General features: G+C 34.2%; 15 protein-coding genes. 3 read left to right on the top strand and 12 right to left on the bottom strand.

Features of this window, described 5'->3' with window-relative positions; translation table 11 throughout:
• Positions 1-43: 43 nt before the first annotated feature.
• The 5 genes from F0362_RS31235 to F0362_RS09640 all read right to left on the bottom strand — a co-directional run bounded on the left by F0362_RS31235 (position 44) and on the right by F0362_RS09640 (position 3,106).
• Positions 44-175: a hypothetical protein gene (locus tag F0362_RS31235; protein WP_000997344.1), complete on the bottom strand. Its 132-nt coding sequence runs from the start codon at positions 173-175 to the stop codon at positions 44-46.
• Between the two features lie 126 nt (positions 176-301).
• The gene (locus tag F0362_RS09655; protein ID WP_001277039.1) at positions 302-904 is read right to left on the bottom strand and encodes a nitroreductase family protein; all 603 of its coding nucleotides are present in this window, start codon (positions 902-904) and stop codon (positions 302-304) included.
• A 57-nt stretch (positions 905-961) separates the two neighbouring features.
• Positions 962-1,612 (bottom strand): DsbA family oxidoreductase, encoded by a 651-nt coding sequence (locus F0362_RS09650; protein WP_000216688.1) that lies wholly within the window; start codon positions 1,610-1,612, stop codon positions 962-964.
• A gap of 72 nt (positions 1,613-1,684) precedes the next feature.
• A complete protein-coding gene (locus F0362_RS09645) occupies positions 1,685-2,116 on the bottom strand; it encodes an Rrf2 family transcriptional regulator (protein ID WP_000704077.1) in 432 nt (143 codons plus the stop codon).
• A gap of 120 nt (positions 2,117-2,236) precedes the next feature.
• Positions 2,237-3,106 carry a LysR family transcriptional regulator gene (locus tag F0362_RS09640; protein WP_000156755.1) on the bottom strand — a complete coding sequence of 290 codons (870 nt, stop codon included), beginning with the start codon at positions 3,104-3,106 and terminating at the stop codon, positions 2,237-2,239.
• A 97-nt stretch (positions 3,107-3,203) separates the two neighbouring features.
• On the opposite strand from F0362_RS09640, the gene F0362_RS09635 reads away from it, so the two are divergent.
• Positions 3,204-4,109 carry a DMT family transporter gene (locus F0362_RS09635; protein WP_000192823.1) on the top strand — a complete coding sequence of 302 codons (906 nt, stop codon included), beginning with the start codon at positions 3,204-3,206 and terminating at the stop codon, positions 4,107-4,109.
• Between the two features lie 46 nt (positions 4,110-4,155).
• Here F0362_RS09635 and F0362_RS09630 read toward each other — a convergent pair whose 3' ends face one another.
• The 5 genes from F0362_RS09630 to F0362_RS09610 all read right to left on the bottom strand — a co-directional run bounded on the left by F0362_RS09630 (position 4,156) and on the right by F0362_RS09610 (position 9,805).
• Positions 4,156-4,776 carry a YcnI family copper-binding membrane protein gene (locus F0362_RS09630; RefSeq protein ID WP_000821390.1) on the bottom strand — a complete coding sequence of 207 codons (621 nt, stop codon included), beginning with the start codon at positions 4,774-4,776 and terminating at the stop codon, positions 4,156-4,158.
• A gap of 186 nt (positions 4,777-4,962) precedes the next feature.
• A complete protein-coding gene (locus F0362_RS09625) occupies positions 4,963-6,612 on the bottom strand; it encodes a copper resistance CopC/CopD family protein (RefSeq protein WP_000114317.1) in 1,650 nt (549 codons plus the stop codon).
• A 399-nt stretch (positions 6,613-7,011) separates the two neighbouring features.
• On the bottom strand, positions 7,012-7,431 hold the full coding sequence (locus tag F0362_RS09620) for a VOC family protein (RefSeq protein WP_000750859.1): 420 nt from the start codon (positions 7,429-7,431) through the stop codon (positions 7,012-7,014).
• An 84-nt stretch (positions 7,432-7,515) separates the two neighbouring features.
• A complete protein-coding gene (brnQ, locus tag F0362_RS09615) occupies positions 7,516-8,874 on the bottom strand; it encodes a branched-chain amino acid transport system II carrier protein (RefSeq protein ID WP_001284763.1) in 1,359 nt (452 codons plus the stop codon).
• A 238-nt stretch (positions 8,875-9,112) separates the two neighbouring features.
• Positions 9,113-9,805, bottom strand: coding sequence for an FMN-dependent NADH-azoreductase (locus F0362_RS09610; protein ID WP_000522496.1), 693 nt, complete (start codon positions 9,803-9,805; stop codon positions 9,113-9,115).
• Between the two features lie 282 nt (positions 9,806-10,087).
• Between F0362_RS09610 and F0362_RS09605 the strand changes: the two genes are divergently transcribed.
• Positions 10,088-11,053 (top strand): arsenic resistance protein, encoded by a 966-nt coding sequence (locus F0362_RS09605; protein WP_000103790.1) that lies wholly within the window; start codon positions 10,088-10,090, stop codon positions 11,051-11,053.
• A 128-nt stretch (positions 11,054-11,181) separates the two neighbouring features.
• Here the strand turns inward: F0362_RS09605 and F0362_RS09600 are convergent, their stop codons facing one another.
• Together F0362_RS09600 and F0362_RS09595 are read right to left on the bottom strand one after the other, a co-directional pair.
• Positions 11,182-12,429, bottom strand: coding sequence for a DUF4153 domain-containing protein (locus F0362_RS09600; RefSeq protein ID WP_001084259.1), 1,248 nt, complete (start codon positions 12,427-12,429; stop codon positions 11,182-11,184).
• Between the two features lie 331 nt (positions 12,430-12,760).
• Positions 12,761-13,636 carry a LysR family transcriptional regulator gene (locus tag F0362_RS09595; RefSeq protein WP_000347544.1) on the bottom strand — a complete coding sequence of 292 codons (876 nt, stop codon included), beginning with the start codon at positions 13,634-13,636 and terminating at the stop codon, positions 12,761-12,763.
• Between the two features lie 138 nt (positions 13,637-13,774).
• On the opposite strand from F0362_RS09595, the gene F0362_RS09590 reads away from it, so the two are divergent.
• Positions 13,775-14,476 carry a YczE/YyaS/YitT family protein gene (locus F0362_RS09590; RefSeq protein WP_001017068.1) on the top strand — a complete coding sequence of 234 codons (702 nt, stop codon included), beginning with the start codon at positions 13,775-13,777 and terminating at the stop codon, positions 14,474-14,476.
• Positions 14,477-14,681 lie beyond the last annotated feature (205 nt).

The following is a 14,681-nucleotide window of genomic DNA, read 5'->3' as shown; positions in this document are numbered from 1 at the left end:
CCAATCAAAATGTTAAATGAAAAAATGAATGATTTCAATCTAATCACTTCTTTTTTTGCATTTGCTTCGCTAACATTTCTTTCACTTGATTATACGTTAATCCTGAATTTTTATTTAAACGTTTTACTTCCTCGACATCAGTACCTACCACTGTATATTTTTTCTCGTCATTCATTTTCCTACTTCCTTTCTCACCTGACTATTTGTTATATTCCTTCCCTAAATGCTTATAAATTAACACTAATACAAAAAAGGAAGCTGTTTCTAAGCACAGCTTCCTTATCGTTACATATTGTATTTCTTAATAAAATTTCACTACATCTTCAGTAGGTAAGAATGTTCTTTCTGCTGGCTGTTCATTTGGTTCACCAAATGGCATTTGACCTACTAAGCTCCACTCTGCTGGAATGTTCCAAGTTTCTTTTACTTCAGCATCTACGATTGGGTTGTAATGTTGCAGTGATGCGCCAATTCCTTCAGCAGATAATAGCATCCACACAGTATGTTGTAACATTGCATTACCTTGATGAGACCAGAATGGGAATTGATCTTTATATAACGGTGCATTTTCTTGCATTTTTTCTACAGTTGCTTGGTCTTCAAAGAATAAAACTGTACCTACACCTGTATGGAAACCTTTTAGTCTTTCTACAGTCGCTTCAAAGTTTTCTGCTGGTACGCGTGATCTAAGCGTTTCTTTTACGATATCCCAAAACTTTTCATGCTCTCCATCCATTAATACAACCATACGGCTACTTTGCATATTAAAAGATGTTGGTGCGTGTAAAGCTGTTTTTAACACTTCTTCAATTCTTTCTTTCGTAATCGCATCGTTTTTTGTTACTTTACGAATTGAACGACGGTTCACGATTGCTTCTTTTAAATTTGTTGTAGTTGCTGACATTTTAATTCCTCCAAATATTTGTTTTATTATTTATTTTGTTATTTCATAACAATCGAATTAGCAATATCCATCGGTATTACATTGCACACCTTCAAATGAATTTGTTTTATCCTTTTCAATTTCTTTATCAATGACCCTTTCTAGTGTTTCTTTACTAGCAAGCCCTTGAATGACTTCATCTCCAATCATGACAGTTGGAACAGCCATAATATTCGCTTCATCATATGCGTGCTGAATTGCTTCTTGATGCTTTTCTTTATATTTACGAGTTACTAAAGCATCTTTAAATTCCGCCTCAGGAAGTCCTACTTCTACCGCTAATTTTGTTAACACATCAATATCTTCAATGTTTTGCTCTTCTTGGAAAAATGCTGTGAATACGCGGTGATGATACTCATTACCTAGTCCACGTTCTTTCGCAAATTGACATCCTTCGAAAGCTAAATGCGTATATGGATGTGGGGAAACACGTGGCAAACGCATATCAATTCCTAACTTCTTCGCTGTCGGAAGAATGAAAGCATCCCATGAACCTAATTTTTCTGGCTCATTCCATGGGTCTATTTTTGAATATGGACTTGGACGTAATTCAAATGGCATCCATTCAATCTCTACATCTTTCTCTTTCACTACCTCATCTAATGGACCTTTTGCTAAAAAACAAAACGGACATATAAAGTCTGAGTATACTTTCATTTTTACAGTCATAATTTTTACACCTTACCTTTATAGTTGTAATCAATATAGTTACATCTATAATAAAAAAATATAGATAATATTTTAAGCATTCATTTTCTCTTGTAAAGATTCAAACAACTGCTCCATCGAAATATTTTTCAAAACTTCTTCCATCGCGGATTGTGCTTGAATTAATATAACTTCTAACACCACTTGAATATTCGCTCCAATTGGACAATCTGGATTTGGTTGCTCGTGAATATGAAATAGCTTGTCTTCTTCGACTACGTTCACTGCATGATACACATCTAACAATGTGATTTCATGTAAATCCTTTAATAATCCCGCACCACCTGGCCCGCGATTTACGTAAACAAATCCAGCTTGTTTCAAGTACGACATAATTTTACGGATTACTACCGGATTTGTATTTACACTTTCAGCCATATAGTCTGAAGTACAAAGTGAAGATGGATTGTTTTTCAAAATAGATAAAATATGAACAGCTATAGAAAAGCGGCTACTAATTTTCATCGTCATCACCACCTCGATGTAATCATTATAGTTACAACTAAAAAATAAGTCAATCCTTTTCACAGATTTTTTATAAGTAAATTAAAAAGTGTCCCATTATGATATATGAGACACCTCTTTTTATTCTGCAAATAGCGCTTGAAATTCTTCAATAAATAGCTGCACAGCGATTGAAGAATCCTTTAATGAAGGAGCAGCTAAAGCAATTTCTCTCCATACTTGTGGTTCCAATTCTCTCGTTTGCACATTTTTGGGTAAATTCGTTAAAGATAATTCAGCCAATATTGCAATGCCTAATCCTTCTTGAATCATATTTAAAGCTGTAGTAACTGTCGAAATTACATACTCAGCCCGAAGTGGTACGTTTGCTTGTTTAAACATATCAATAATGGGTGGTTCGTATCCACCCTTACATAATATGATCGGTTCATTCTCTAAATCACTAATTGTAATAGCGTCCTTCTTACAGAGAGGATGATCCTCTCTTAAGATAACAACCATTTTCCCCTTCGCTAATGGAACAATCTCCATATCTTTATTAGGCAAAATAACAATTCCTATATCAATAACCCTCGATACTAACCAATCTTCAACTTCTTTAATCGTTCCTTCACAAAGAACGACTTCTAAGTTCGGATACTTCTCCTTAAAAAGGTTTATCATTTTGGGTAAGAAATGTGCAGAAGCGCTCGGAAAACTCCCAATTCGAATCGTCCCAACTTCGTGTCCTTTCTCCATCGCAACTTCTTGCTCAATTTTCTCAATTCCATTCAATATTTCTCTAATATGAACAAGAATTCTCTCTCCTACGTCAGTAACAATTAAACCTTCTCTCTTATCACGTATAAGAATCGTAATATCTAATTCTGACTCAATACTTGAAATGGCATGACTGACAGCAGGCTGTGTCATATTAAGTGCTTTTGCTGCTTTCGTAAAACTACCTAATTCAACCGTTTTAATCAAAACTTGTAGTTGTGTAATGGTCATAACTAATCACTTATACCCCTTATAAAAAAGATTCATTTTATTTATCACAGTCGATATCATATCATAGTGAAATGAAATACAACAAGGAGGTCTTACCGTGACACAGCTTTCTCGAACAAAAACGGCCATAATCCTTACTTTTCTCGTTATTATGTGGGGAATTAATTGGCCTTTATCTAAATTTGCCTTGCATTATACACCACCTGTTTTATTTGCAGGCGTTAGAACTTTAATTGGGGGATTCATTTTACTTATTTTCGCATTACCGAAATACAAAGAGCTACATTTAAAAGAAACTTGGCATTTATACGTTATTTCTTCTGTACTTAACATCATTATCTTTTACGGACTACAAACTGTCGGTCTTCAATACATGCCCGCTGGATTATTTTCCGCAATTGTATTTCTACAGCCTGTTTTACTCGGCATTTTCTCGTGGATATGGCTTGAAGAATCAATGTATGGCTTAAAAATTTTCGGTTTAATTCTAGGATTTATTGGCGTGGGGGTTATTAGCTCTAGTAGCTTAACCGGCCATATTTCTATCATTGGAATCCTTCTCGCATTAGGTTGTGCGATTGGATGGGCACTGGGTACAGTATTTATTAAAAAAACCGGGCACCGCGTTAATGCTATTTGGATGGTAACACTTCAGCTTATTATTGGAGGTGTTTGCTTAGTTGGATTTGGATCAGAGTTTGAAAGCTGGTCTAGTATCGCTTGGAGTATGCCATTTGTTAGTGTGCTACTCTTTATTTCGTTCTTTGTTATTGCAATGGGATGGCTCGCTTACTTCACACTTGTTGGAGCTGGTGAAGCAAGTAAAGTTGGAGCTTACACGTTCCTTATCCCTCTTATCGCTATTATTGTAAGTTCAATTTTCTTACATGAGGCCATTACAATGAGCTTGTTTATCGGTCTATTATTTATTGTCGTGAGTATTTGCTTTGTAAATATAAAGCCGAAAACACTTGCTGTAGGGCAACAAGTTGAAGTGAAATAAATAAACGTGAAAAAGAGCCTACTATTTGTAAGCTCTTTTTTATACCTTACTTTTTACGACGTACTACAAAAACAAACGTACTTACTGAAGATACAATCGCTAAAACTGATAACACAATTGCTATTGTTTGCATATTACTTGTACTTTCATTCTTTCCCACACTAGATACTTCCCCATGTTCCCCAGTTAAGGACTTACCTTTTGCAATTGTAGTAACTGAATGCGGTTTTTCAGCTTTCTCATCGCCTGTCCATTCAACAATTTCTCCGTCTTTATATTGTTGATATGCATCCCAAGCTATCTTTTGTTCTTTATCTGGGTTTTTAGCAACGAAAGTAAATCGTTGGAACTGACCAGATAAAATCCCTTCTCCTGTTGCTTCCCATACTACAGTTTTAACTTTTCCAGCTGCATCTTTTTGCTCTTCCACTTTCCATCCTGACACTGGTTCATACTGTTGAAACTCAATGCCGGACGGTATTTTTAGTGTGACTTTTGTCGTTGCCACATTTTTTTCAACTGGTACCTTTATCGTGTAAGTCTCCCATGAGTTAGCATCCGAAGTTGCTGGTTGCACAGTTACGTGAGCGCTAACAGGTAACGAAAAAATTCCCATTGCAATTATTGTTGCGATCATTGTTGTTCCTAATTTTTTTATACGCTTCATTTTCTATTAACTCCTTTTCATCTGTAACGTCTCTTTATCCCGCTATTTGTGGGCAGTAAGACTCCTACCCCAAAATTCTGCTGGAGCAAAGAATCTGGGTAGAAGCCCTGCTGCCCCCGTAAAAGCCGATTGGTGAAGGCTAATAATCAGTGGGAGATGCCCCCTCCTACTGATTAAAGTTTCACTTTATCTGCCACCTACAATAAATTTATAATCCGTATCGAAGCTATCAAGAGATTTTGTTAACCCGTGAACTTGTATATTCCAATTTCCTGTCATGTTAATATACATACCTTCCGCTTCATATTCTCCCGGTGAAATTGCTGAAACTTTAAATGAACCTTGGCCCATATTCATATCTAACGATTGAGTCGTCAATATAATTTGTTCCATATTAGTAACAGGCTGTCCATTCTCATCCTTCAAAGTAATATGAAATGTATTCTGTCCTACCTTATTAGGGCTTACATGTAAAGTAAGTTCATATCCATTATCTAATTGTTTACTCTCTGTAAAAGGTCCAGTAGGAGGCATCAGCGGTGTTTGCACGTTTGTCATAAAAGCTACGATTATGAAAACGATAATTCCAATGATCAACTCTATTTTCAGCGTAGCACCTAATCCTTGCCGGGCTCGCATTTTCCCTTTCACATAATGAATAATTCCCAATATCCCCATGAAAACGAATAAAAGTATCTTTGCTAATAATGCTAATCCATACTTCGTATCAAATAGGGAATGAATCGTGGGAATAAAAAATGTACTGTTAAAAAGACCCGTTAATACAATGACTATGACAGCACCTGTTGCCCATGTTGAAAAACGCTTAATTGCATCCCAATACGTAGTCCACTTGTCATCCTCTTTACGTAAAAGAAGAATAATTGATGATAGACCGCCAACCCATAACGAAGCTGCGAATAAATGTAGAAAGTCCATAACGACAGCAATGTCTTTAAACTTCAAACCAAATGCGTGACTATTAAAGGCTTTCATAACGAGTAACCCAATAAAAAGTAATATTGGAATGCTCCATACTTTAAACGATGAAAGTTTCTCACGCTTCACAGCAAAATAAGTAACAATGATAAGCAGACTAATAAGAGCCATTTGAGTAATCCATACATAACCAAAAACAGATAGTTGCAATGTTTCTTTTAATAATAGTGGATCAAATGCTTCTAACCACGAAACATCAGCATTTATTTTCGCTTGCAATGGTAGATTGCATAGTAAGCTAATGAATATACCTATTAATGATATCCATATTATTCTCTTACTCCTTGAGTGAACTTCTATTACATTCCCTTTATATATAATAAGATTAAAGAATAGAACTCCTAAAAATAGTGAGAAACTTGTATATAGAACCCCGCGTTCCATAATCATATCGATTTGCGGGACATACCCCATCTCTTCTACTTGTACATCATCTGCTCCCGCTTCGGTTAACCCAATCTGGAACGGAATAACTCCTTGAATTGGATGTCCATCAGCTGAAATAGCTTTCCACTGAATAGAATAGAGACCGTCTTTAAGATTCTCTTTTACCCCTGCCTCTAATAGTTTTTTGTTTCTTTTATCAATATGAGCATCTTTTAAATCTACTCTTTTACCTGAGGTATCTCTTACAAACAATGTATTAAAATGTGAAACTTGTATATCCTCATCAAATTCGATTTTCACGACAGTTGGTGCTTTTTTCAACGTTTCATTTTCCATAGGATTTGATTTCACAACATACGCATGAGCAGACGCGCTTTTTGGTATCAATATAATAAGCACACATGCTATTACTAGCCATGCCCCTAACCTTCTCATTACTTTCACACTCATTTCACTTCTTTCTTCTTCATCACTACACCTTTATTACTTTATACTTCCTAGTTTGATTTTCTGACGAAATATTAACCTGATTAAGTATAAATTACCATACAATATAATACTTAATTTCTCCCCACCTTTAAACTACTAATATAATAGTAACTACTCTAATTGAAATAACTTATATTTTTAAAGTCGATTGTAATTATATCATAAAATATATTTATGTAAGTTCCCTAAGAAGAAAAGTTCTCGTGAATCATTTGTGAAGAAAATGTGAAATACATAAAGTGAAACTTTAATCAGCCCTCACCAATGGCGCTTTTACGGGCAGTAAGACTCCTACAAATAGCAGGATAAATTAAAAGGTGTTACGTAATAACGTAACACCTTTTAAAAAATATCCTTCTTCTATTTCTCTTCCGGATAATCACAATACTCAATAATCGTTCCTTCTGTATCCGCTGGGTTAAGGTAAATTAATCGTCTACCATGTTTATTCATTCGAAGTGTATGCTCTAATGTTCGAATACCTTGTTCTTTTAATTCTTCTAAAGCTACATCTAAATCATCGACACGATATGCAACGTGATGAACACCTTTCCCTTTTTGTTTTATAAATCGGGCAATTGGTGATGTTGTATTATTCGTCGGTGCAAGTAGTTCAATTCTATCTCCATCCACTTCTATAATAGCAACTTCACTTTCCACACCTGGTGCTTCACTTACGTAACGATCTATTAATTTCCCTGATAGAACCTGTTCATAAAAACGTATCGTACTATCTATATCACGAACTGCGATTCCGATATGATCAATTGTTTTTTTCATTTTATTTCCCCTACTACTTTATTTTTTACTCCTTATTAATAGTAACAAAAAAAGTTATAGAAACAAGTTCTATAACTTTTTCAATTAACTTATTTTTTTGTCCGCTCTAGTTGCAGGTTGAACTTGGTTTTTCACTTTTAAAACGCTAATGCCATATCCGATAAATCCACCGATAATCGCTGGGAAGATCCAGCCTAATCCTACTTCCTGCATCGGAAGGAATTTAGTGAACACTTGGCTTACTACTTCAATGTTAACTCCAGCTGCACTTAATCCATCGAATAAGCTGATGATAAATGTTACAATTAAACTCACTTGATAAACTTCAGCTCTTCCTTTAAATAGTGAATGGAAGAATGTTAAGAAAATCAATACAATTGCTAGTGGATAAATTGCTGTTAATACTGGAACAGAAACTGCGATTAATTGTGTTAATCCTACGTTTGCAACAATTGCACTAAATACACATAGCGTGATTGCAATTGCTTTATAAGGAATATTTGGGAATAACTTATGGAAGAATGAAGAACATGCTGATACAAGTCCCACACTAGTTGTCAAACAAGCAACTGTAATCATTAATCCTAATAATACTCCACCATATGATCCGAAATAGTAATTAGAAACTTTCGCTAATACTTCTCCGCCGTTCTCTAAATGTCCAAGCTTCGCAACACTTGAAGCTCCCATATAAGAAAGTGCTGTATAAATAATTGCTAAAATAGATGCTGCAATGATTGTCGCTTTTGCACAAACGACCATAATCTGTGTTTTCGTTTTCGCACCTTTTTCTTTAATTGCATTAATGATGATGATTCCGAATACGAATGATGCAAGCGTGTCCATTGTTAAGTATCCTTCTTGGAATCCTTTAAAGAATGCATGTGATGTATACCCTTCCACTGGTGCTTGCATATCTCCAATTGGATGAATAAAAGCAACGATTACTAAAATACCGATGAATGTCAATTTAATTGGCGTTAATATTTTTCCAACAATATCGACAATTTTCGCAGGATTTAGCGAAAAAAAACAAGTGATGCTAAAGAATATAATTGTGAAAAGAATTAAAGGTGTAGAACCTAATCCTTCTGGCATAAAAGGCTTAAGACCAATTTCATAAGAAACATTACCCGTTCTTGGTATTGCAAATAACGGACCGATCGCTAAGTATAAAACTGTTGTAAACACAATCCCGAATACTGGGTGAGCACGACTTGCTAATGACTGTAAATCATCTTTACCCGAAAAACCAAATGCTAGTACACCTAGTAATGGTAATCCAACACCTGTTACTAAAAATCCAGCGTTAGCAATCCATACATTCTCTCCTGCCGATTGACCTAGCATAGCTGGGAAAATTAAATTTCCGGCTCCAAAAAATAGTGCAAATAACATTAATCCAATAACTACTATGAACGAAAACGGTACTTTATTCGCCATAATATAACCCCCATTCAAATTTCCTTATCTCATTTTCCAATTTTAACTAATTGAATTTTCTGAATATTTAATTTGAGTATCAACTATTCTTGAACTCATTATAATTTGTTATATAATATTTTGCAATACTATTTTCAAACTTTTCTTTTATTTTATGAATATACATTTTTTAACATAGAATATAGACTAAAAAACCAACATGGTCATCCATGTTGGTTTTTCCATTTACTATCAGTAATTAAAATTTCGCAGCTACTTTTTTAACGTTTTCTAAACCTTCTTCAACAATTTGTTGTGAGCGATCTGGATATTGATTGTGTCCTTCAATTACCACTGTTTCTGGATTTGTAATTCCCCAAAATCCAAGTACAATTGTTACATAATTAACCGCCATTTCCATAGGAGCCATTTGCTCTGAAGAATAATCTGAACCACGAGCACCTAGTACAACTACTTTCTTATCACCAGCTAAACCTTCCGGACCATTCGCTGTATATTTAAACGTTTTTCCAGCTTGAGAAAGGTATGAAATATATGTGATTAATGGTGCGGGTACGGTGAAGTTCCATAATGGGAACGCAAATACAACTTTATCAGCTTCTAAAAACTGATTTAAATATTGATCTACTGTTGCTACAGCCTTTTCTTCTTCAGCTGTTAACTCCATTCCTTGACTGCGTTTATATCCACCTGAAATTGCGATATTTCCGTAATAAGGAAGATCTAATGCAAATAAATCTAACTCTGTAATTTCTGTATTTGGGTTCGCTTCCTTATAAGTACTTACAAATGTTTCATACATTTTTGAACTAATTGCTTGCTCCGCTGGACGATCGTTCGCTTTTACAAATAATACTTTTGACATAGTTTTATTCTCCTCTACTTTCGTAATTTCTTCTTTTTTACCAAATAATGAGCTAAATAGTCCCATTTTCTTCACCTAATCTTTCTTTTCATATTCATTATTCATCATCATAAAAATTCTTACTCTAAGAAAAAGTTCGAATAGAGACCTTCATTTCAGGAACCTATAACTTTTTGTTATTTAATTACCTTATGTAAGTGATTGTAATATAGCCACTTACTTTAGTCAAGTAACTTTTAATAAAAAATAAAGTCTCAAATTGAAAATAATAATAAAACACCAAATACTACTTTATTACTTGTATAATTAACTTAGAGAGGGAAATTCATATTTAGAAAGGATTTATTCATGAGCACTATAGAAAAGATTCAAACTTTTATTATTCTATTTGCTGTTACATGCGGCATTGTACTCGGACAATTTAATATCATACATATGTATTCAGACAAATTCATTGTCCCCTTCTTATTTTTCATGTTATATGGATTATTCCTCAGCATCCCATTGAAAGAGATTAAAAACGGATTTCGCAATTTAAAATTTGCAGGAACAAGCCTTACCATTAATTTTTTATGGACGCCTTTCCTCGCTTGGGGATTAGGTGCATTATTTCTTTCAGATCACCCAGCACTTTGGGTTGGGTTTATAATGTTAATGGTTACTCCATGTACAGATTGGTACTTAATATTTACTGAAATAGCGAAAGGAAACGTAGCGCTTTCCACAGCGATTTTGCCTGTAAACTTAATTTTACAATTATTATTGCTACCTGTTTATTTATTTTTATTTGCCGGTGTAATGAAGACTGTAGCGGTTTCTATTCTAATAGAAAGTATCGTAATCGTTATCGTCTTACCATTTTTACTTGCACATGCTACAAAATTCATTATGAATAAAATGAAAAACGCTGAAACACTCGAGAATAAAATCATTCCGTTTTTCAGCTCTGCTCAAATTGTATTTTTAAGTTTAGCAATTGTAGCGATGTTTGCATCACAAGGTAAATATTTACTCCAAAATATGAATGTTGTTTTATTATTACTCATTCCTGTTCTATTGTTCTTCATCATTAATTTTTTACTAGGACAATTTATCGGGCGCATCCTGCATTTATCTTATAAAGATACAGTAAGTTTAAGCTTAACAACATTAGCAAGAAACTCGCCTGTTGCGCTCGCTATTGCTGTGACTGCTTTTCCAGACGAGCCTCTTATCGCACTTGCACTCGTTATTGGACCGTTAATTGAGTTACCAGTACTTGCTTGTGTTTCACAAGTGTTGTTACTTATTAAGAAAAAACGGCAATACGCATAATAAAAAGCGTCCCACTTTGGGACGCTTTTTATTGTCGAGAAATTATATAAATGCAAAATTGAATTATCGGCTCTAAAAATTTTATACGTTATAGAAGATTGACTTTTCGTTACATTAACAGATCCTTTTTAATTAAAAAGGATAGGAAAAGTAAATATAACAAACGCTGCCCAAAGTCCGTAGATTGGCAAATACTTCGTAACGGCATCTTGGATAGGTAAAGGTCCGGATTTATTTTGTAGAAAACGCATATAAGAAAGCATAATCCAAATTAGATTTGCCCAAATCAGTATGTTGACTCCTAAAACAGCAAGTCTATTAGGCGTAATACCATAGGAAGAAAGTCTGAACACGATAGCTGACAAAGCCACACTGTCAATAATAAGTGCAAGAACAATTAAGACAAAATTTATATAATCTGAAATGTTCTTTTTCTCATCTGAGTCGCTCTCAACAATGGAAAATATAGTAACAGCCAATACAACAAGAAGTATTCCATTGAAGACCATCAAGAAATTGCGGTCCAAAAATGGATTTTTCCCAACCCATATAACCGTTATAAGATAGATCAACAAGGTGATCAGGACAAGCGGACTAAAGATTTTAGCTATATAGGGGGTAATATTTTTAGCAAACTTAAGATTCATTGATACTAAGTATGCAGCCACAATAGCGAGAGCGGCAGCACCAAATAAAACAACATTACTAAAATAGAACTCTCCTATATCCAAGTCAACAAAACTAAATAACCGCATGGTGAATACTGCTAGTATCATTCCGCTAACTGCCATGCTGGCATAAAGAATACAATATTCCAAATTAAATTTAATATAAGCTAACCTTGTACTGCCTTTTGAATATTCATTTCCTGTAAACGCAAGCCCTACCAATACCCATAAGAATATAGGAAGGTGTAAATAAGCAAGGATCATACTGTCTTTATCATTTAATGGCAGCATATTAAGATAAAGTCCAGAAATTAGGAACAACGCTGCAAGAGAATAAATAATACTTTTTTTCGGAGTATTATTGTAGACAAAATAGGCAGCAATAAAAGGGATTATACCAAAAGCCAGATTAATCGGAGCAATTGCTTCCTGTTCGACAAAGTGGAAAATGATTCTGGTGCTTAATCCGGCTAGAATTGCTAACATGCCCATGAATAAGAAACCCTTTTGAATCAAGGAGGACTTTCTTGTATTTCCCTTCTCCTTGAAATGTAATCTTTCATACCAAATACCCAAAACCTGAGAATCCGGATTTTGTTCCCATGCTTGTGAGAATGACTTTTTAAAAGCTTTCGGGTCTTTTCTATACATTCTCTCCAACTCATGAGGGTTATCCATATTTTCAATAATCAAATTGTGACTGTTCATATTTTTACCTCCTCTAAAAAAACAACGTTGTTACCTTTTCGATAAAAAGCAACTCGATTTTTTATTCTGATTTTGATTTTAATATAAATTTTATCGTTTTACAATAAAATTTTATTACTTTAGATAATATTTTTGTTGTATATTTTATTCCAAGCAAAAACAAAAAGCATTCCTCATTCAAAGAAATGCTCTATAACTTTTTATAGACATCGGTGTAAGCTACAGTCAGTTTTGAAACTTCCTCAAGTAAAGAACTTTTTATCCCGGCTCAATTTTTCGTAAGATGTCTTTATTACTTGATTGAAGGCTATTTTTGCTTTGTTCATATCTCCTAATCAACCATTTCCCAAAATTGAGATGCTACTTTGGAAATTCTTTGGTCTTTTAATTTTACTATTACAGGTTCTATATGAAAATCAAATTGTTTCAATTCAAAAAGCGTTGTATGTTCTAAAAATGATGATGTGTAATCCATTCTTGGAATAACGGATAATCCTAGTCCTCTACTAACAAGTGCTACAACCATCCGTATATCTTTACACTCGATAATGATATTTGGCTTGACCTGATGTTCATCAAACACCTTGAAAAGGTCTTCATTGAAGGAGAGCCCTTCCATTGCTCCTAGCATAATGAATGGGAACTGGGCAATCTGTTCAATCGTCACATGCTGTGATGAAAACGATGTTGCCCAACTTGATGGAATAATCACAGCGGTTGGTTGTTTTTTTAATATTTTCATCTCATATTGTTCACTATTGCCCAATCGTAAAAGTAAGGCAACATCAATTTCTCTTTGTTCTAGTTTTTTTAATAATTCTTCTGAATTTCCAGTTACTATTTTTATTTTGACATTAGGGTATTGTGTCCTAAACATACTAACATAGTCAATGAGCATATTCGAACATGTAGACGATACACCGATACTTACTGTTCCGCCTATACCTTGTTCAATTTCTTGAATTTGCTGCTTTACATCTTGAATTTGCATTAACATTTTATTGGCATATTGGTATAGTATTTCACCTGTTGCTGTAAGCTCCCATTTTTGACGATATCGATGAATTAAAGTTGTGCCAAGATCAGTTTCAAGCTTTTTTAATAATTGGCTAAGCGGGGGCTGCGCGATATGGAGCACTTCTGCTGCTTTAGAAATGCTTCCTTGTTTCACAATTTCTTTAAAGTAATATAATTGCCTGAAATCCATTGTATCTCTCCGTCATATGTTTTTTGATATGATTAGTTTATCATATATATATTTTTCATATGTCGAATTTGGCGTTATATTTAATTCTATAGCTATAGTCTTTATATTGATAATATTAACTAGAAAGTGAGAGATACTATGAATCATTGGAACAGAGCCTTGAAGCGCATCTTCTTATACGTGCTCGGGTTATTTTTTATGTCGATTGGCATTAGCATGTCGATTCAAGCAGGATTTGGTGTATCGCCTGTGTCATCATTAGCATATGCAAGTACGCTAACGATTGGTTTATCGATTGGTGTGACAATGGCGCTTGCAAATGTTTTATACATTATCATTCAAGTGATATTAAGTAAACGAATGGAGTTAAATGAATTTGTGAGTCAATTCATTATTTCGTTTTTATTTGGTTTTTTCATGGATGCAACGCTCTTCCTTGTCCAACTTTTCCCTGCACCTGAAACTCTCCTTGCTCGAAGTGTATATTTGATTGTTAGTTTATTTGTTATAGCAGTCGGTTTAATGGGCTATACAACAGCGAAACTGCCATTAATGCCGTATGATGCATTAACTTATGCAATTAGTGAAAAATTTAATTTAAAATTCGGTAAAGCAAAAATTTTGAGCGATTTAATAAACATTTGTGTAGCTGGTGCACTTTGTATAATTTTTATTCAATCATTAGGCTCAATAGGAATTGGCACACTAATTGCCGCCTATTTTATCGGCAAAATTTTAGGGTGGATGATACCGTATTATCAACCACCTCTCCAACAATGGGTATTTAAAACAGAAAAGGCTGCCCAAGGAATCATAATAAAGTACAGGAAAAATAGATGAATCAAATTCCTCAGCCGAAATCAAATAATGAATTTTGCACCTTATCAAGTGCCAGTCCACATTAGGAATGGCACTTCTTTATTACTGCCTTTTCTTTGACCTTCTATCACTTTGGTTAAATGATAAAACAAACATTGTATTAAAACTAAACTGCCGTTTAGTTAAAGAAGAATCTTTAAACTTTTTTATATTTTAAAAGACTTTA

It is taken from the genome of Bacillus sp. BS98 (assembly GCF_008432245.1).
In the GTDB taxonomy this organism is placed as follows: Bacteria; Bacillota; Bacilli; order Bacillales; family Bacillaceae_G; genus Bacillus_A; species Bacillus_A toyonensis.
This window is presented reverse-complemented; position numbering and strand designations above follow the sequence as displayed.